Source organism: Halomonas sp. ABH4_019 (assembly GCF_056159885.1).
This window is the reverse complement of sequence record NZ_JBSWWC010000001.1, coordinates 1,249,637-1,267,220: the sequence shown is the minus strand read 5'-3', so window position 1 is coordinate 1,267,220 and position 17,584 is coordinate 1,249,637. Positions and strand designations below refer to the sequence as shown.

13 protein-coding genes and 2 pseudogenes are annotated in these 17,584 nt (G+C 62.1%); 6 read left to right on the top strand and 9 right to left on the bottom strand.

All coding sequences use genetic code 11. The annotated features are described in order from the left end of the window. Positions 1-40 precede the first annotated feature (40 nt). The gene (locus ACXAFN_RS05740; protein WP_474986967.1) at positions 41-1,042 is read right to left on the bottom strand and encodes an LLM class flavin-dependent oxidoreductase; all 1,002 of its coding nucleotides are present in this window, start codon (positions 1,040-1,042) and stop codon (positions 41-43) included. 128 nt (positions 1,043-1,170) lie between these two features. Between ACXAFN_RS05740 and ACXAFN_RS05735 the strand changes: the two genes are divergently transcribed. Continuing rightward, positions 1,171-1,347 carry a hypothetical protein gene (locus ACXAFN_RS05735; RefSeq protein ID WP_474986965.1) on the top strand — a complete coding sequence of 59 codons (177 nt, stop codon included), beginning with the start codon at positions 1,171-1,173 and terminating at the stop codon, positions 1,345-1,347. A 61-nt stretch (positions 1,348-1,408) separates the two neighbouring features. Then, complete coding sequence (locus ACXAFN_RS05730; protein WP_474986964.1) at positions 1,409-2,110, top strand: extensin-like domain-containing protein; 702 nt, start codon at positions 1,409-1,411, stop codon at positions 2,108-2,110. A gap of 104 nt (positions 2,111-2,214) precedes the next feature. Here the strand turns inward: ACXAFN_RS05730 and ACXAFN_RS05725 are convergent. The 4 genes and pseudogenes from ACXAFN_RS05725 to ACXAFN_RS05710 all read right to left on the bottom strand — a co-directional run. Further along, positions 2,215-2,430 (bottom strand): annotated as a pseudogene (locus ACXAFN_RS05725) (hypothetical protein); the annotation flags it as partial. 240 nt (positions 2,431-2,670) lie between these two features. Then, positions 2,671-4,446 carry a hydantoinase B/oxoprolinase family protein gene (locus ACXAFN_RS05720; protein WP_474986962.1) on the bottom strand — a complete coding sequence of 592 codons (1,776 nt, stop codon included), beginning with the start codon at positions 4,444-4,446 and terminating at the stop codon, positions 2,671-2,673. 19 nt (positions 4,447-4,465) lie between these two features. Beyond that, positions 4,466-6,490 (bottom strand): hydantoinase/oxoprolinase family protein, encoded by a 2,025-nt coding sequence (locus ACXAFN_RS05715; protein ID WP_474986960.1) that lies wholly within the window; start codon positions 6,488-6,490, stop codon positions 4,466-4,468. Positions 6,491-7,262: 772 nt separating this feature from the next. Beyond that, positions 7,263-7,835, bottom strand: coding sequence for a helix-turn-helix domain-containing protein (locus ACXAFN_RS05710; protein WP_474986958.1), 573 nt, complete (start codon positions 7,833-7,835; stop codon positions 7,263-7,265). A 170-nt stretch (positions 7,836-8,005) separates the two neighbouring features. Between ACXAFN_RS05710 and ACXAFN_RS05705 the strand changes: the two genes are divergently transcribed. The 4 genes and pseudogenes from ACXAFN_RS05705 to ACXAFN_RS05690 all read left to right on the top strand — a co-directional run. Further along, positions 8,006-9,769 (top strand): sodium:solute symporter family protein, encoded by a 1,764-nt coding sequence (locus tag ACXAFN_RS05705; protein WP_474986956.1) that lies wholly within the window; start codon positions 8,006-8,008, stop codon positions 9,767-9,769. 76 nt (positions 9,770-9,845) lie between these two features. After that, a complete protein-coding gene (locus ACXAFN_RS05700) occupies positions 9,846-11,252 on the top strand; it encodes an NAD(P)/FAD-dependent oxidoreductase (RefSeq protein WP_474986954.1) in 1,407 nt (468 codons plus the stop codon). 167 nt (positions 11,253-11,419) lie between these two features. After that, entirely contained in the window at positions 11,420-12,865 is a 1,446-nt protein-coding gene (locus tag ACXAFN_RS05695; RefSeq protein ID WP_474986952.1) for an NAD-dependent succinate-semialdehyde dehydrogenase, read from the top strand. A gap of 47 nt (positions 12,866-12,912) precedes the next feature. After that, positions 12,913-13,083 (top strand): annotated as a pseudogene (locus ACXAFN_RS05690) (extensin family protein); the annotation flags it as partial. Positions 13,084-13,089: 6 nt separating this feature from the next. On the opposite strand, the gene ACXAFN_RS05685 reads toward ACXAFN_RS05690, so the two are convergent. From ACXAFN_RS05685 to ACXAFN_RS05670, 4 genes are all read right to left on the bottom strand, one after another. Further along, positions 13,090-13,329 (bottom strand): hypothetical protein, encoded by a 240-nt coding sequence (locus tag ACXAFN_RS05685; RefSeq protein WP_474986950.1) that lies wholly within the window; start codon positions 13,327-13,329, stop codon positions 13,090-13,092. 213 nt (positions 13,330-13,542) lie between these two features. After that, the gene (aguA, locus tag ACXAFN_RS05680) at positions 13,543-14,658 is read right to left on the bottom strand and encodes an agmatine deiminase (protein WP_474987474.1); all 1,116 of its coding nucleotides are present in this window, start codon (positions 14,656-14,658) and stop codon (positions 13,543-13,545) included. A 14-nt stretch (positions 14,659-14,672) separates the two neighbouring features. Then, the gene (locus ACXAFN_RS05675; RefSeq protein WP_474986948.1) at positions 14,673-16,016 is read right to left on the bottom strand and encodes a Na+/H+ antiporter NhaC family protein; all 1,344 of its coding nucleotides are present in this window, start codon (positions 16,014-16,016) and stop codon (positions 14,673-14,675) included. A gap of 73 nt (positions 16,017-16,089) precedes the next feature. Continuing rightward, complete coding sequence (locus tag ACXAFN_RS05670) at positions 16,090-17,508, bottom strand: aminotransferase (RefSeq protein ID WP_474986946.1); 1,419 nt, start codon at positions 17,506-17,508, stop codon at positions 16,090-16,092. Positions 17,509-17,584 lie beyond the last annotated feature (76 nt).

The following is a 17,584-nucleotide window of genomic DNA, read 5'->3' as shown; positions in this document are numbered from 1 at the left end:
GTCACCCCGCCGGCGCCTTCACGCCGTTCCCGGTGTCACCTCAAGCGTCGGCCCGCCACAGGTCGGCGACGATCTCGTAGCTCCGCAGCCGGTCCTCGAGGGCGTAGACGTCGGTGTGCAGCATCAGCTCGTCGGCGCCGGTCGCCTCGAGGAAGGCTTCCAGGCCCTCGCGGACGCTGTCCGGGCCGCCGATCACCGCCGCGCCGAGGAACTGCTCGACCTGGGACTGCTCCAGCGGCGTCCAGTCCATGCGCTCCACCGGCGGCAGCGCCTGGGTGCGGCGGCCGCGCACCATGCCGAGGAACTTCTGGTAGGCGGTGGTGGCCAGGTACTCGGCCTGGAGGTCGCTGTCGGCGGCGATCACCGGCAGGCCGACCATGGCATGGGGGGCGTCGAGCACCGCCGAGGGGCGGAAGTTGTCGCGATAGACCCTCAGGGCCTGGTGCAGCTGGGCCGGGGCGAACTGGGCGGCGAAGGCGAAGGGCAGGCCTTCGCGGGCGGCCAGGCGGGCGCTGTAGTCGCTGGAGCCCAGCAGCCACAGCGGCACCCGGGTGCCCTGGCCGGGCACGGCGCGGACCCGCTGCTCGGGGCGCGCCTCGTCGAGGTAGCCCTCGAGCTCGGCCAGGCGCTGGGGGAAGTCGTCGACGCCGGCGTAGGGATCCCGGCGCAGCGCGGCTATGGTCGCGGCGTCGGCGCCCGGGGCGCGGCCCAGGCCCAGGTCGATGCGCCCCGGGTAGAGCGTTTCCAGGGTGCCGAACTGCTCGGCGATCACCAGCGGCGGATGGTTGGGCAGCATGATGCCGCCGCTGCCGACGCGGATGCGCGAGGTCTGGCCGGCGACATGGCCGATCAGCACCGCGGTGGCGGCGCTGGCGATGCCGTCGATGCTGTGGTGCTCGGCCAGCCAGAAGCGTTCGAAGCCGCGGCGCTCGGCCAACTGGGCCAGGGCGACGCTGTCGCGGAAGCTGTCGGCGGCGCTGCCTCCCTGGCGGATCGGCGCCAGGTCCAGCACCGAGAGGGGAATGTCCTTGAGGCGGGGCATGGGGGCTCCATTTGTTAGCTGGCTCAAGGGTGATATGGGGACGACCGGCCGTCGGCACAATGGGGTGCTGGCCTCGCGGCGCTTGCCCCCGTAAGCTCGATCCATAGGATGCAAAATGGACTTCGCTGATGGCTGCCTCGCGCTCCCGCCCCCCGTCACGCCGCCGGGGGGCCACGCGTCGTCGCGCGCGACGACGCTTCGACTGGACGGGCCTCGACCGCTGGCTGGATCGCCTGGTCGCCCTGGCCGTGATCACCGCCCTGGTGGTCGGCGGCTCGGCGCTGATCGTCAGCCTGGTGCTGTAGCCTGGGGGCGCGGCGAGCAGGCTGGCGCCGCGATCGGGACATGGGAGTCAAGGGGAGCGGTATGCGCGGGAGGAGCCTGGTCTTGCTGTTGGGGCTGGTCGGCGTCGGCATCGCCTTCGACAAGGGCGCCTGGACGCTGCCCGTCGGCTGGGATCCCTGGCGGCCGCTGGCGGTGGAGGACCCGCTGACCCCGGTGACGCGCTGGAAGCTCGGTCGCCTGCAGGGCGACCGCGAGGCTTGCCTGGCGGTGCTGGCTCGAGCCCCCGAGGCCGCGCTCTCCTATGTGCCGCTGGACGATCACACCCCGGTGGCGGGCTGTCCGCTCGAGAACGTGGTGCGGCTCGAGCGGGCGGGGGTCGCCTTCGGCTCGAGCTTCGTGGCCACCTGCCCGCTGGCGGTGGCCTGGCTGCGCTACGAGCATCATCGCCTGCAGCCCGCCGCCCGGGCGCTGTTCGGTCAGTCCGTGGCCAGGGTCGAACACTACGGCAGCTTCGCCTGCCGCAACATCTACGGTCGCGAGCAGGGGCGGCGCAGCCAGCATGCCACTGCGGAGGCACTGGACGTGGCGGCCTATCGGCTCGACGACGGTCGGCGCATCGAGCTGCGCCGCGACTGGGGCGAGGACGACGCCGCGGGGGCGTTCCTGCGGCGAGCCCGCGAGGGCGCCTGCGACGTCTTCGGCACCGTGCTGGGCCCCGACTACAACGCCGCCCATGCCGATCACTTCCATCTCGCCATGGGCGGCTATCGGGTCTGCCGCTGAGCGGGCTCAGCGATAGCGGTTGAGGTCGATGTCATCCGAGTCGGTGGCCGCGCCCACGCCGCCGCCGATCACCGCCCCGCGGGTGATGCTGCCGCAGCCGGCCAGAGCGGATCGCTCGGGTCGACCAGGTTGTCCTCCAGAGTCTCGATCACGCCGCTGTTATCGAGGGCTTCACGCAGCAGCAGAGCGCCGCGGTCGCTGGTGGTGGCCTGGCCGCTCAGCTCGACACAGACAGAGCCGTTGCAGGAGGGCGTCCAGGTGGTTATTGGCCATTCACCCATGGCGGGTGGTCCTCTTGAACCGTGTTCTGCGAGGAACATTTTGATGCTACAAGAGAAAATCACTCGCCATCTTCATTTTCAGGTAGGTCTCATGAATAAGGTGGACTGATCGTGATGTCTCGACTGCCCTATCTGTTAACGCACGTTATACCGCAGAGCGTAAAGCAGCAATTCTTCAGACCCAGCAATACTGAAACGACCGACTATTAAAATAGACGATCCCCATGCTTGAGCAGCATGGGGATCGTATGATTTCCAACTTAAATTACGCCTTCACCACTAGCCTCTCAATGTTGAAGTCGCCGATTCATCAACCAGCATTGTCTCAGGATCAATAGCGACACCATAGTGTTTTCTCGCTGCATCAATGCTGATATATTCGTCCAGAACATCGTCAACCACTTCCTGTACCGAGCGAGTCATCGGGTTTCCCCAGCCTCCTCCGCCAGTACTCTCAAACATAAATACATCATTGGAGTTGAATTTATGTGATGACAGCAGCGGATTCTTCCAGTTTCCGCCAGGGTCCCTACCGCCGATAACCTCCACAGCCCCGTCGGCATAGAGATGGCTGGCCCGCTGCACAACGCTGGGCAAACCTCCTGCCGAGCCAGGACTACCTTCGAGCGTTCGTGAGGTTTCCATGCCCAGCTCGCCGCTGCCCAGGAAGCGTACCTTGAAAACGGCTCCTAAGCCACCACGATGACATCCAGCACCGGCGGAATCCTTTCTGAGCTCAAACGCCTCGTAGGCAATCGGGAAAAACAACTCCGCGGTTTCTGCGGGCATGTTCATACAGTTGCCAAGAGGATCCATCGTAACGCTCATCCCGTCGGCATAGGGGGTCCCTCCCCAGCCCCCGGCGGGCAAGTCCGAAAATACGTCCGTCTTACCGTCGGGTGAAGTACAGCTGGCAACAAACCAGTTTGCCTCCGCACAAGTAGAGCCGGTGACCTTATCGGGAATCGCTTTGGCCAGCGCCTGCCAGATAGCACTAGTGATTTTCGCCGATGTCAGCGTCGTACAAGCAATCGTCGGCGCTGGCCATTGAGCATTCAGCCAACAGCCTTCCGGCAAGACGACTTCGATGGGATTGAACATGCCCTGGTTCTGGGGCGCATCAGGCGCCAAGAAGAACTGTAGCGAGTAGAGTGCTGCAGATACCGTATTGGCATGAGGTGAATTGATTGCACCCTGGCAAATAGGATCGGTACCCTCAAAATCGACTTTTATCAAGGTGTCTTCGATCTCAAGCTTCACCTTGATCTTTACCCGCTCTTCATTGATTCCATCAGTATCGGCGTAATCCTCGGCCTCATAGATGCCGTTAGGAATCTTCTTGATACTCTCTCGAATCATCCTTTCGGTATAAGCCTGGATCTTCTTCATGGCTTTCTTTACCGTGTCGATACCATAGCGTTCACACGCTCTCTGTAACTCCTGCTCGGCACCTCTAAGGCAGCCCAAGTGCGCCTGAAGATCTCCTTTGACGAAATGCGGGGTCCGAGTGTTGTTCATCATGATGGACAACACATCCTCATTAATCTTTCCCTTTGAAAAAATTTTCAAAGGAGGCAAACGCAATCCTTCTGCCGCAATATGAGTACTGAAGGCTTGCCCGCCTGCGCCACCACCCCCGAGATCCATCCAGTGACCCCTGCTAACACCGTAGCCGATCAATTCATTTTCATAAAAAATTGGCTTGATGAAAGAAATGTCGTTGATATGAGTGCCGCCACGGTACGGATCATTGACCAGCAGCACATCGCCTTCATTCACATGGTCTTTCCCGATGCTTTTGACGGCTTCCTCAGCGCTGAATTTCATTGCAGCCAAATGCACGGGACAGTTTGCGGCTTGGCTCAAAAGCTGTAAGTCAGCATCATAAATCGCGTTGGAGAAATCCAGCATATCCGCCAAAATTGGCGAGAAGGATGAGCGTTGCAGTACCGCTGCCATGCGATCGCTGGCATATTCGAAGATGCTGCGCATCACCTCAAAAGTGATAGGGTCTATATCGTTATCAATGTTGTTTTTCACGGCTTGATTGCTCATGACTAACTCCTTGATTTTATTATCCGACAGTAATCACCAATGCGCCCATGTCATTAACAACAGCATGCGTGTCGGGTGGCATCACCGTACAGGCATGGTCGTATTCGATAATAGCTGGCCCTTCAATTTCGAAGCCTTCCCCCATTGCCTCGCCATTATAGACCTTGCACTGAACCCAGTTCCCGTCAAAATACACATCACGAATAGTCTTGAGGACATCATCATCGTTTGACTGTCCTATCTCTGCGGGAGGCGGTGAGTCCATCTTGCCAATGGCGGTAACACCGAAAGATACGAAGGCAGGATCAAAATCCTCTGAGCTAACACCGAACTCCCGCATATGGGCGGCATGAAACTCTTCTTCAATTCCAGTTAAGCTATCGGCTGTCAACTCTCCATCGGGAATGGGCGTTTCCACCTCATAGGACTGACCAACATAGCGCATCTGTGCTGTCCGAATCAGCTCGACATCACTTTCGTTATTGATGCCTTGATCAGCCAGGGTAGCCTTAGCCTTCACTTCCAGCTCGGCAAGGATCTCGTTAACCTTTCCGAGGTTCGCATCTTTAACGGGAGAGTAGTAAAAGTTCTCCAGGTCCTGTCGCAAGTCCATTGCCGTAGCACCAAACGCTGAGGCAACACCGGCATAGGGAGGAACGATGACCTTGGGAATATTCATCGATTTTGCCACCATGCACGCGTGCAAGGCGCCGGCACCACCGAAGCTGGCAAAAATGAAGTCTCGCGGATCACGCCCCCGTGAAATCAACATCTTTTTCACCGCTTGCGCCATATATTCGCAGCCGATGCGAATCATGCCCTCGGCAGTCGCCAGCATGGACAGCCCAATATCTTCCGCCAAGTGGGACATCGCTTTCCCGGCAGCCTCGGTATCAAGGGCCATCTTACCGCCAAGAGTGGGCTCCAGGCGCCCCAGCAGCAAGTTGGCATCCGTGATGGTCGGCTTGTCCCCTCCTTTGCCGTAACATACCGGCCCTGGTTCGGAGCCCGCACTGTGCGGTCCGACTCTCAGGGAGCCGCCTTGATCCACCCAGCCGATGGAGCCACCGCCTGCGCCGACACTATGGATATCGAGCATCGGGACAACGACGGGCACCTCCCATTCCAGTTCGTGATTGCGCGTAATCAGACCCTTGCCATGCTCGACGATGGAGACATCGAAACTGGTTCCGCCAACATCAGAATGCAGGATGTTGTCAAACCCGCTCAACTTTGACAGGTAGCCTGCATAGGCAACGCCACCGGCGGGTCCCGATTCAAGCATGTCTTCCGGGTGTTGTCGGGCCATCTCAGCCGACATTACCCCGCCACTACTCTTGAGAATGAGCAGCTTACCTTCGAAATCATTTTTCTTCAGACGAGCTTCCAGATCGTCCATGTATTTCGACATCACCGGCATACAGGCGGCGCGAATTGCAGTTGTCGTGAATCGGCCATGCTCTCGGAATACCGGGCGCGTTTCTGCCGACAACACAACGTGAATATCCGGACAATGTTCGAGCAGAATTTCACGCATCTGCTCCTCATGCTTACCGCTGACATAGGAGTTGATGAAACCGATGCCAACCGATTGTATTCCGGCATCGCGAATTTTTTTAGCCACCTCATGAGCGGCGGCCTCGTCCAGTGGACGATCCGTTTCGCCCTTGACGTTGGTTCGCTCCGGTACAGTGAAGCGATACCGGCGTCTTACGATGGGCTTGGGTTTGGTCTGATAAGGATCGTATAGAAGCTCACGATGCTGTCGACCAATTTCGATCGTATCGCGAAAACCTTCTGTCGTTATAAAGCCTGCATCGGGATAGCTACGCTCAATCAGGGCATTGGTGGCCGTGGTGGTGCCATGCATCAGATGTGATACATCTGAAATATCAATGCCAGCTTTATGAATCGCTTCGAGAACTGCGATGGAGCGATCTTGTTTGGTGGTAAGAACCTTTGCCGTGACTTGCTTGCCTGTACCCTCTTCCCAAGCAAACAGGTCCGTAAAAGTCCCTCCGACATCTACGCCGACTCGCCACATGTTGTGTTACTCCTCTGTTCCGTCTTGTAATTTGGAATCCTCACGAACAGCACCCTGGAAATTAGACCTATAGAGAAATTATGTCAATAAAATTTCACTAAGGTTTTACCACTACCCACCGGGCCTTGGGGCTAGGCATTATATTAAATTCTTTAAAAACAATTATTTATAGTGATATTGTCACCCGGCTTTGCTCATTAATATTATTTTTGAATATCAATAGATCTTTAAAGAATTTTATATTTTCTCTATACGTGAAATCTTTGTTTTGTCTTTAATCTCAATAGATTGAAGTTCGTTGTGGCGCGATCATCACTATGCGTGAGCCTCGTCGCCTCTAGGATTGGGGTGTAGATGTAGAGTTTCACCGGGTACCGACACTGGCCTGCAGGGCACACACCCGGTGTCTCGGTAGCTCCGGCCGTTCGGTCGTGAGGCCTTCTGCCTGCCTGCGTCTATTCGGTCGATACGGTGGCGATGAGACATCGGCCAGCGGGCCGCATTCGGTGGGCATCAGTTCGCGGGTATTGCGGAGAGATCCGCAAGCAGGGCAACTGCGATCGTCGTGAGCTGTCGGTCGCTACGGCGCAGGCCTGCCTACCGTACCTGAAGGCTGCCGGCCACAGGGAAGTGCAGCATGAGTGATTCCATCACCATGCTGCACCGGATGCCTGTTTCAGTGAATCAGGATATGCTCTTGCAGTAAATTACGATATTTGTGACGCAGTAACGCTGGAAGTCGGGAAGGAAGAAGGAATAGGGAGGAGCACTGCTAGAATGACGCTGGCGTCACGAACCAGATGAGTATTGCTTCCGTATTCCCGGCATTACGATGAGCGTGAGGCTCACTGCTGGTGAACGATATGCAGTCACCCTCCTCGAGGGTGTAGGTGTCGCCCGAGACCTCGAGTTCCAGCTCTCCCTTCAGCACCAATAGTGCTTCATGTCCCTTGTGAGAGTAGGGCTCACTCCGGGTGCCGGGTGGGCAAACCGAATAGATCACTTCCAGATTATTGTTGCTGCGGGGCGTCAGCAACTGGTCGACGATCCCGTCCTGGTACTCGATCTCGATGCGTTGATCTTTTTTGACCAGTCGTCCGTCGGGCTGGCGCTGCTCTCCCTGTTGCCCCTCCTTCGGATCCGAAAACAGCCATTGCATGGTGACGCCGAGCGCCTGGGCGACCTCCACGAGAGAGGCCACCGAGGGCTGACTGATGCCCCGCTCGATCTGGCTCAGATAACCGTGGGAGAGCCCGGTACGTTGGGATAGTTGTATCAGGGTGAGGCCCTTGAGCTTGCGCAGGCTGCGGATCCGCGCGCCCTGAAGCTGGGTGGTGCTGGCCATGCGTGGTCCTGTCGTCCTAGGGCGATGTGAGCATGGCATATCCTGCCACACATGTCACCACAACGGAAGTTAAACCAAAGTATTATCTTTATAAATGAAAAAACAAGATATTTTTTTCACTTAAATAGATATCCTGTGCCGCCACCCATCCACTATTACAAGGACATCTTATGAGTATTTACTTCTGGGGACTGCTGGTCAGCCTCGCGGTCTACCTCCTGGTCGGCAACTATGCCGGGCGCAAGGTCAAGGGACTGGATGACTACTTCGTGGCGGGGCGTCGTGCGCCGTCGCTGCTCATCGTGGGCACCCTCATCGCCAGCTTCCTGAGTACTACCGCCTTTCTTGCCGAGACCGGCTTCGCCTATGAGGGGTATGCGTTTCTGATGCTGGCGCTGGTGGCGCTCCAGAACACCGGCTACGTCATCGGGGCGGTGTTCTTCGGTCGCTTCGTGCGCCGCAGCCGCTGCCTGACTCTTCCCGAGTTCTTTGCCAAGCGTTTCGATTCCCGCGCCATGCAGGTGCTGGCCGGGGGCACCACCGTGATCGGCCTGACCGCCTACCTGCTGGGCGTGACTCAGGGAGGATCGCTCCTGATCGCCGACGTGGTCGGCATTCCCTATGGCGTGGCGCTGGGCCTGATGTGGCTCGGCTACATGGTCTTCACGCTCTATTCCGGTTCAAGTGGGGTCGTGCTGACCGATACCCTCATGTTCCTGCTGTTCTCGCTGGTCTCGGTCCTGGCACTGCCCTACCTGTTCGGCGAGGGCGGCAGTTGGCAGTCAACCCTGACGGCCCTTGCCAACTTCGAGGCCAAGCCTGGCATTATCTCCTGGCATGGTCTGACCGGTGAGGCTGCCTACTGGGCCTCGGGTGGCGAGGCATTGATCTGGGCGCTGGTACTCGGCGTGTCCTGGTCGCTGGTGCTGGCGGTCAGTCCCTGGCAGACCAGTCGTTACCTGATGGCCAGGAGCGAGCATGTGGTGATGCGCTCGGCATGCATCGCCACCCTGGTGCTGGCAAGCCTCTACGTGGTGCTGATGTTCGGAGGCGCGGCCATCAACCTGGCCAACCCGGACATCACCCCCTCCGAGCGCGTCATGGTATGGGCCGGCATGAACATGATGCCGCCCTTGCTCGGCACGCTGTTGATCTCGGGGATCATGGCCGCCGCGCTGTCTTCCTGCTCGACCTTCCTGTCGCTGATCGGCTTCAGCGTCTCCAACGACATTCTCCAGGCGTCGCGCCGCGACGAAAAGAAGTCCCTGCGTTTCAGCCGCCTCATCATGTTCGCCGCCGCCACGGGCACCTTGTTGCTAGCCTACTTCCAGCCGCCGGCGGTGATGTGGATCACCTACTTCGCCGGCACCCTGTTTGCTTCCGCCTGGGCCCCCGTGGCATTCCTGAGCGTGTGGAACCGCCGTATTACCGCGCCCGCCGCCTTCGTGGGCATGCTGGTCGGCTTCGTGGTCAATATCGCCACCAAGTTGCTGGACCAGGCCGGCCTGGTCGCGCTGCCGGTCTATCTGGACCCCTTCATCCTGGGCTTCGTCGGCAATCTGGCCTGCATCGTCGCCATCACCTGCTTCACCCGGCCTCGCGACGCCGCCCTGGCCTATTTCGACTCGCTCCACCGCACGCCGGCAGAGGAACTCGACCCCATCGAGGTCAGGAAGACCCTGGCCTGGCCGCTGCTGGTCATGGTCGCCAGCGTGGCCATTGCGGGGTTGCTGGTGGCCTTCTATGCCATTCCCTATGCCGAGGCGTTGGGGCGAGAGTTCACGCTGCTCAGCGGCGAGAGCCTGCTGTCGATCGGTTATGGAGTCTCGCTGTTCTGCCTGGGGCTGCTGGCCTTCTGGCAGGTGAGGCGTATCTACGGTCGCCAGGCCAAACTCCAAATGCCGGTTCGTCAAGCATCGAAGGTTCACAGATGAGTTCCCCTCTCCCACCCCGAAGCCCCAGTCATGTTTCCGCTTTTCATCAGAGTGTCTTGATAAAGGAGCCGAGCATATGAAGATCTCCCTTGCCACACCGCTAAAGCGAAGTTTCTGGATGCAGCAGGCAGAGCCATCGGCCTGTGCTGCCAACGCGCTGTCGGGTGACACGACGGCGGATATAGCTATTGTTGGCGGCGGATTCGTGGGTCTTTGGACTGCCCTGACCATCAAGGAACATGAGCCGGACTGCCGAGTGGTCATTCTGGAGCAGGATATCTGCGGCGGCGGGGCCTCAGGCCGAAATGGCGGGCTCGTCATGTCCTGGTGGCCCAAGATCCAGTCGTTGATGTCGTTCTGCAAGACCGAACAGGCGCTGTTTCTCGGGAAATCCGCCGAAGACGCCATCACGGAGCTTGGCGAATTTTGTCAACGCCACAACATCGAGGCGGCCTTCCATCAGGGTGGTTGGTTGTGGACCGCGACCTGCGAAGCACACGCCAATGCTTGGGAAGGCACGCTGCAAGCCTGTGAACGCTTGGGGGTGACGCCCTTCGAGCGCGTGCCGAGGTCGGAGATTGCCAAACGCACGGGGTCGGACAGGCATATCGCCGGGGTATATGAGCGCAGCAATGCAACGGTTCAGCCGGCGGCGCTCGTGCGTGGCATGCGGCGCGTGGCTATCGAGGCAGGCGTAGACATCATGGAGGGCAGCGGGGTGGAGGAGATCATCCCCGGCTCCCCGGTACAACTGAGCACGGCACGCGGAAGAGTGCATGCGGGCAAGGTTGTGCTCGCCACCAATGCATGGTCAACGGCGATACCCGAGCTGAGAAAGAAAATGGCCGTCGTGGGCAGCTCGGTGGTGGTGACGGAGCCGGTCCCCGAGGAACTGGCCAGGCTTGGATGGGACAGTGGCGCATCCATTACGGATTCGCAGCTGTTGGTCGACTATTGTCGCGCGACGCCTGACGAACGGGTTGCGTTCGGCAAGGGGACGGGGTCGCTCTCCTACGCCTCAAGAATCGATGGCAGCTTCAGTGACAACAAGTGTGACCAGAGGCTCGCCGAAGAGGATCTCAGGCAAACCTTTCCCAGTTTAGGTCATGCTGGCCTGACCCATGGCTGGTCCGGGCCTATCGATCGTACCTATGACAGCCTGCCGCTCTTTGGCCACCTGAAAGGGACCGAGAATATTTTTTACGGCATCGGCTGGAGTGGTAACGGGGTGGGCCCTAGCCGGCTTGGTGGCAGAATACTCGCCGGCTTGGCGCTCGAACGCGATGATGCCTGGGCCAACTGCAGCTTGGTTGATCGCTCGAGCAGAAACTTCCCCCCCGAGCCGTTTCGTTTCCTGGGCGGCACCATGGTACGCCATGCCGTGCTTCGCAAGGATCGTGCAGAGCTGCTAGGTAACCCCGTGTCCAGGTTGGATCTCTTGCTTTCCGGGTTCGCCCCGGCGGGGCTGGAAGATAAATCCTGACGGATGGCATTCGTGTCGCCGCCCGTCTTGGCAATGGCCCATGTCTAACGCCTGAAAACCGATATCTCCGGAGCGACTCACCTGCGAATAGGGGTCGTCGCCGGTCGCCTCGAACCACTGCTCGCCGGCTGAGCCGGCGCAATGCCATGATTCAACAGGAGCTCCTCATGCTCAATCTCAAGGACAAGGATCTGCTGCGCCAACAATGCCTGATCGATGGCAGTTGGGTTGGTGCCGACGATGGCGCCACCGATGACGTCACCAATCCGGCCGATGGCAGTGTGATCGGCCAGGTGCCGCACCTGGGCGAGGCCGAAACCCTGCACGCCATCGCCGGCGCCGAGCGCGCCATGATCGAATGGCGCCGCAAGACCGCCAAGGAGCGTGCCGTACTGCTGCGCCACTGGCACGACCTTATGCTGGACCACCAGGAGGACCTGGCCCTGCTGATGACCGCCGAGCAAGGCAAGCCGCTGGCCGAGGCCCGAGGCGAGATCGCCTACGCTGCCAGCTTCCTGGAGTGGTTCGCCGAGGAAGGCCGCCGTACCTATGGCGAGACGATCCCGAGTCCCATGAGCGACCGCCGCCTGATGGTGGTCAAGCAACCGGTCGGCGTGTGTGCCGCGATCACTCCCTGGAACTTCCCGGCCGCAATGATCGCCCGCAAGGCCGGCCCGGCGCTCGCCGCCGGCTGCACCATCGTGATCAAGCCGGCGGAGCAAACCCCGTATTCGGCCCTGGCGATGGGGGAACTGGCCTTACGTGCCGGCATCCCGGCCGGTGTGGTCAACGTGGTCACCGGTGATGCTCATGCCATCGGTGGTGCCATGACCTCCAGCCCCAAGGTGCGCAAGCTGACCTTCACCGGCTCCACCCCCGTCGGTAAGCTGCTCCTTCGCCAATGCGCCGATACCGTCAAGAAGGTGTCCATGGAACTCGGGGGTAATGCCCCCTTCATCGTCTTCGACGATGCCGACCTGGAGAGGGCCATCGAAGGCGTAATTCAGGCCAAGTTCCGCAATGCTGGTCAGACCTGCGTGTGCGCCAACCGTATCTTCGTCCAGGCTGGCCTCTATGACGCCTTCGTCGAACGTCTAGCTATCAGGGTCGCCGAGCTCAGGGTCGGGCCGGGGCATGAGGAGGGCGTGACCGTCGGGCCGCTGATCGACGCCGTCGCCGCCGATAAGGTCGAGGCGCAGCTGCGTGACGCATTGGCCAAGGGTGGCCAGCTGCATTACGGCGGCGAGCGACTGTCCGGCAACTTCCTGTCCCCGGCGGTGATCGCCGACGCCACCCCGGATATGGCGTGCTTTTCCGAGGAGACCTTCGGACCATTGGCCCCGGTGTTCCGCTTCCACGAAGAGGAGGAGGTCCTGCGTATGGCCAACGACACCGAGTCCGGCCTGGCGGCCTACTGCTATACGCGGGATCTCGGTCGTGCCTGGCGCATGTCAGAAGACCTGGACTACGGCATGGTGGGTATCAACAATGGGCACCTTTCAACCTGCGAGGCGCCCTTCGGTGGCGTCAAGGCGTCCGGGCTGGGACGCGAAGGCGCCCACCAGGGCATCGAGGACTACCTCGAGACCAAGTACATCAACATGGCCATCTGAGAGCGAGCTCATAGGTAGCCACCTCTGGATGCCAACGTGACGGTCGGCGCATCGAGCTGCGCCGCGACTGGGGCGAGGACGACGCCGCGGGGGCGTTCCTGCGGCGAGCCCGCGAGGGCGCCTGCGACGTCTTCGGCACCGTGCTGGGCCCCGACTACAACGCCGCCCATGCCGATCACTTCCATCTCGCCATGGGCGGCTATCGGGTCTGCCGCTGAGCGGGCTCAGCGATAGCGGTTGAGGTCGATGTCGTCCGAGTCGGTGGCCGCGCCGGTGGCCGCCCCCACGCCGCCGCCGATCACCGCCCCGCGGGTGATGCTGCCGCCGGTGGCGGCGGCCGCCCCGGCGCCCACCGCGGCGCCGACGCCGGCCCCGCTCAGGGCCCGTTCGCCGGTGGTGGTGCCGCAGCCGGCCAGGGCGGTCGTCAGGATGGCGGCGGCCAGAATCATCATCAGTCGTTGCATGGTGGTCTCCTTACGATGGCAGTCCTCCGTTTGGAGGCGTGGCGGGGCGATAAGTTTCAGAACAATGTTTTTTTATTTGCGTGCCGCGGTGGCCCCGCGCCGAAGGGGCCGGAGCTCGCGGCTCGGGAGGCGTGTGTCGAGAACGGCGATGGCGCAGGCCATGGGAAGGGAAAGACAAGGGCCGCCGCCGACGAGCGGTGGCGGCAGGGCGGTTCAGGGGCGGGGCTGCTGCTGGGTGATGCAGTGGATGTTGCCGCCGCCGAGCAGGATCTCCCGGGCCGGCACGCCGATCACCCGGTGCGTCGGGAACAGCCCTTGGAGGATGGCGCGGGCCTCGTCGTCCCGGGCGGGGTCGAGCAGCGGCATCGCCACCACCGAATTGCCGATGTAGAAGTTGACGTAGGAGCCGGCCATGCGGTCGCCGGGGCGCCGCGGGTGGGAGTGGCTCAGGCGATCGATGCCGCTGGCCTCGTCCTCGCCGATATGCAGCGGCCCGGGCTGGGGCAGCTTGTGCACCGTCAGCCCTCGGCCCCGGGCGTCGGTGGCGCCCTCCAGCACGGCCAGCGCCTCCCGCGAGATGGCGTGCTGGGGGTCGGCCTCGTCGTCGGTCCAGGTCAGGGCCACCTCGCCGGGCGCCACGAAGCAGGCCAGGTTGTCGACGTGGCCGTCGGTCTCGTCGAGGTGGCAGCCGCGGGGCAGCCAGATCACCTTCTCCACGCCCAGGGTGTCGCACAGCACCCGCTCCATCTCGGCCTTCGACAGGTCCGGATTGCGGTTGGCGTTGAGCAGGCACTCCTCGGTGGTCAGCAGGGTGCCCTCGCCGTCCACGTGGATGGCCCCGCCTTCCAGAACCACCGGCGCCACGAAGCGCTCGATGCCGAGCATCTCGGCGATCTTGGTGCGGATGCGGCGATCCTTGTCCCACGGGAAGTAGAGCCCGCCCTCGAGGCCGCCCCAGGCGTTGAACTCCCAGTCGACCATGGCCAGGCGGCCGTCCGGATGGGTGAGGAAGGTCGGGCCCACATCGCGCATCCAGGCGTCGTTGCTGGAGAGCTCGACCACCCGTACGTGGTCGGGCAGCTGGAAGCGGGCGTTCTCGTACTGCTCGTCGTTGACGCCGACGAACACCGTCTCGCTCTCGGCGATGGCCGTGGCCACCTCGACGAAGGCCTGCTGGGCCGGCTTGGCCCCGTAGCGCCAGGTGTCGGGGCGTTGGGGCCACAGCATCCAGCAGGCGTCATGGGGGGCGAACTCGGCCGGCATGGCGAAGCCCTGGGCCGCCGGGCTCTCGGGGGTGGCGCCCGCCGGGGCGCCCTGGGGAGATGTCATCGTCATGGCAGGTCTCACAGGTGGCCGACCACCAGGAATACACCGGTGGCGATGGTGGCGGCAATCAGCACGTAGGGAAGCTGGGTCAGGGCGTGGGCCATCGGCGTGCAGCCGCTGCCCTGGGCCGAGAGCACGGTGGAGTCGCCGTAGAAGCAGGCGTGGCTGCCGAAGGCGCTGGCCGAGATCAGTGCGCCCACCACCAGCGGCATGCTGGCGTCGACGCTCGAGGCCAGCGGCAGCACGATGGGCATGGCCACGGCGAACAGCCCCCAGAAGGAACCGGTGGCGAAGGCCAGGAAGGCCATGGTGACGAACACCACCGCCGGCAGCAAACCGGAGGTCATCAGCGGCTGGACGGTGGCGATCACGAAGTCGGTCAGCCCCAGGACGTCGTTGACTTCCTTGAGGGTGAAGCCGGCCACCAGGGTGCCGAGCGGCATGATCATCGCCTTGAAACCGTCCAGGGCGGTGTCGAAGGTCTCGTGGAAGCTGAGCAGCCGCTGGGCACCGATCAGCACCAGCAGCACGGCCAGCGACACGATGACGCCGCGCAGGATGTCGATGTCGAAGTACCAGGTGAAGAAGATCAGGGTGGCGATCGGCAGCAGGAAGTTGATCAGGTGCGGGCGCGGCTTGTCCTCGTCCACTTCCAGGGCCGCGTCGTCGACGCCCTCGGGCATCGGCTGGCCGCCGGCGGCGCGGGCCTCGGCGGCCTTCATCGGGCCGATGTCGGGCATCCAGCCGAGCGCCACCAGCGGCACGATGGCAGCCGCCACCCAGGCGTAGAACATGTAGGGGATGGCCTCGATGTACAGCCCCATGCCGTTGCCGGTCACGTTGTTCTCCTCCAGCAGGCCGGCGAAGAACACCGCCCAGGTGGAGAAGGGCACCAGGATGCATACCGGTGCCGCCGTGGAGTCGACGATGTAGGCCAGCTTCTCCCGGGAGATGTTGAAGCGGTCGGTGATCTTCTTCATCGAGGCGCTGATGGTCAGCGCATTCAGGTAGTCGTCGACGAAGATCACCAGCCCCAGCACCCAGGTGGTCAGAAGGCTGTGCTGCTTGCTGTGGATGCGTCGGGTCATCACGTCGCCGAAGCTGAGCACCCCGCCGGTCTTCACCAGCAGGGCGATCAGGCTACCGAACAGGCCGCAGACCAGGATGATCCAGGTCACGGTGTCGTTGCCCAGCACGCCGAGCAGGATGTCGGAGCCCTGGGTGACCACGGTGGTCGGGTCGATCATCAGCAGGCCGACCAGGGTGCCGGCCATGAGGGATTCGATGGTGCGTCGGGTCAGCAGAGCCATGCCCAGCACCACCAGGGTGGGGATCAGGCTCCAGGCGCCATAGGTATCCATGGGGAAAGTCTCTATTGTCGTTGTCTTGCGTCGTCATGGGCGCGCGGCGCCCGCGTGGGCGCCGCGCTGGCAGTTACAGGTAGCCGTCGGCCTTGAGTGACTCCGTGGCCGCCGTCAGCGCCTCGTCGAGGATCGCCACCGCGGTGTCGACGGTCTCGCGGCTCCAGATCAGGGTCGGCGAGATCACGTTCAGGTGGCCCACCGGACGAATGATCAGGCCGCGCTTCTGGGCCTCGGCGGCGATGCGGTCGCCGACCCGGGCTTCCACCGGCAGCAGCTCCTTGGTGTCCTTGTCGGCCACGTTCTCGAGACACATCATGAAGTGGCTGCCCCGCACGTTGCCGATGGTGGCGTGGTGGGAGAGCGTCTTGAGTCGCTGCTCGAGATAGGGGCCCACCTCGCGGACATTCTCGCAGATCGCCTCGCGCTCGATGATCTCGATGCTCTTCAGCGCCGCCGCGCAGCTCACCGGATGGCCGGAGTAGGTGAAGCCGGTGCTCAGCACGCCGCCCTTGCCCTGCGGGGTACCCAGCACCTCGTAGAGCTCGTCGGAGATCAGGGTGGCGCCCAGCGGCGCGTAGCCGGAGGACAGGCCCTTGGCGCAGTTGATGATGTCCGGCCGGGTCTCGAACACGGCCTCGGAGGCGAAGAAGTGCCCCAGGCGACCGAAGCCGGTCACCACCTCATCGGCGATGAACAGGATCTCGTTGGCGCGGCACACCGCCTGCATGCGCTTGTGATAGCCCTCGGGCGCCACCAGCACGCCGCCGGCGCCCATGATCGGCTCGGCGATGAAGGCGGCGATGTTGTCGGCGCCGATCTCGGCGATGGTGTCCTCGAACTCCTTCACCAGGTGATCGCAGTACTCGGCCTCGCTCATGCCCTCGGGGCGGCGATAGCAGTTGGCCTCGCTGAGGTGGGTCACCAGGTGGTCGAGGGTGTCGAACTCCCAGTTGTTGCTCTCGATCCCGGTCAGGGTGGCGGCCAGGTAGGTGGTGCCGTGGTAGGCGTTGTTGCGCGACAGGATGCGCTTCTTGTTCGGCTTGCCCAGACGGTTGAAGTAGTAGTGCACCAGGCGAATGGTGGCGTCGTTGGCCGTCGAGCCGCCGCAGCTGTAGAAGACGTGATTGAGATGCGACGGCGCCAGCTCGGCCAGCTTGGCGGAGAGTTCCGCGGCCGGGGCGTTGGACAGGTTGTTGAAGGTCGAGAAGTAGGCCATGCGGGTGGCCTGGTCGGCCATGGCCTGACCGATCTCGGCGCGGCCGTGCCCGACGTTGACGCACCACAGCCCGGCGATGCCGTCGATGAAGCGGTTGCCCTTGGCATCCTGGACGTAGATGCCCTCGCTGTCGGTGATCAGGTCACAGCCTTCCTCGTGGAAGACGCTGAAGTCGGTGAAGGGGTGGATGAAATGATCCTTGTCCTTCTGCCACAGGGTCTCGGCATCGAGGACGGGGCGGTCGGTCGTCGGACGGGTGCTTGTTGTGGTCATGGCAATACCTCCTATCGAGTGGAGTCAGCCTAGCTAGCCCTGGGCAGGGGGCGACATATCCTGATTGGGGTATATC

What these genes read in the sequence shown, in the direction of transcription:
- ACXAFN_RS05740 (WP_474986967.1), bottom strand. Translation starts at nt 1,042, where the DNA reads ATGCCCCGCCTCAAGGACATTCCCCTCTCGGTGCTGGACCTGGCGCCG.
- ACXAFN_RS05735 (WP_474986965.1), top strand. Translation starts at nt 1,171, where the DNA reads ATGGCTGCCTCGCGCTCCCGCCCCCCGTCACGCCGCCGGGGGGCCACG.
- ACXAFN_RS05730 (WP_474986964.1), top strand. Translation starts at nt 1,409, where the DNA reads ATGCGCGGGAGGAGCCTGGTCTTGCTGTTGGGGCTGGTCGGCGTCGGC.
- ACXAFN_RS05720 (WP_474986962.1), bottom strand. Translation starts at nt 4,446, where the DNA reads ATGAGCAATCAAGCCGTGAAAAACAACATTGATAACGATATAGACCCT.
- ACXAFN_RS05715 (WP_474986960.1), bottom strand. Translation starts at nt 6,490, where the DNA reads ATGTGGCGAGTCGGCGTAGATGTCGGAGGGACTTTTACGGACCTGTTT.
- ACXAFN_RS05710 (WP_474986958.1), bottom strand. Translation starts at nt 7,835, where the DNA reads ATGGCCAGCACCACCCAGCTTCAGGGCGCGCGGATCCGCAGCCTGCGC.
- ACXAFN_RS05705 (WP_474986956.1), top strand. Translation starts at nt 8,006, where the DNA reads ATGAGTATTTACTTCTGGGGACTGCTGGTCAGCCTCGCGGTCTACCTC.
- ACXAFN_RS05700 (WP_474986954.1), top strand. Translation starts at nt 9,846, where the DNA reads ATGAAGATCTCCCTTGCCACACCGCTAAAGCGAAGTTTCTGGATGCAG.
- ACXAFN_RS05695 (WP_474986952.1), top strand. Translation starts at nt 11,420, where the DNA reads ATGCTCAATCTCAAGGACAAGGATCTGCTGCGCCAACAATGCCTGATC.
- ACXAFN_RS05685 (WP_474986950.1), bottom strand. Translation starts at nt 13,329, where the DNA reads ATGCAACGACTGATGATGATTCTGGCCGCCGCCATCCTGACGACCGCC.
- aguA (WP_474987474.1), bottom strand. Translation starts at nt 14,658, where the DNA reads ATGACATCTCCCCAGGGCGCCCCGGCGGGCGCCACCCCCGAGAGCCCG.
- ACXAFN_RS05675 (WP_474986948.1), bottom strand. Translation starts at nt 16,016, where the DNA reads ATGGATACCTATGGCGCCTGGAGCCTGATCCCCACCCTGGTGGTGCTG.
- ACXAFN_RS05670 (WP_474986946.1), bottom strand. Translation starts at nt 17,508, where the DNA reads ATGACCACAACAAGCACCCGTCCGACGACCGACCGCCCCGTCCTCGAT.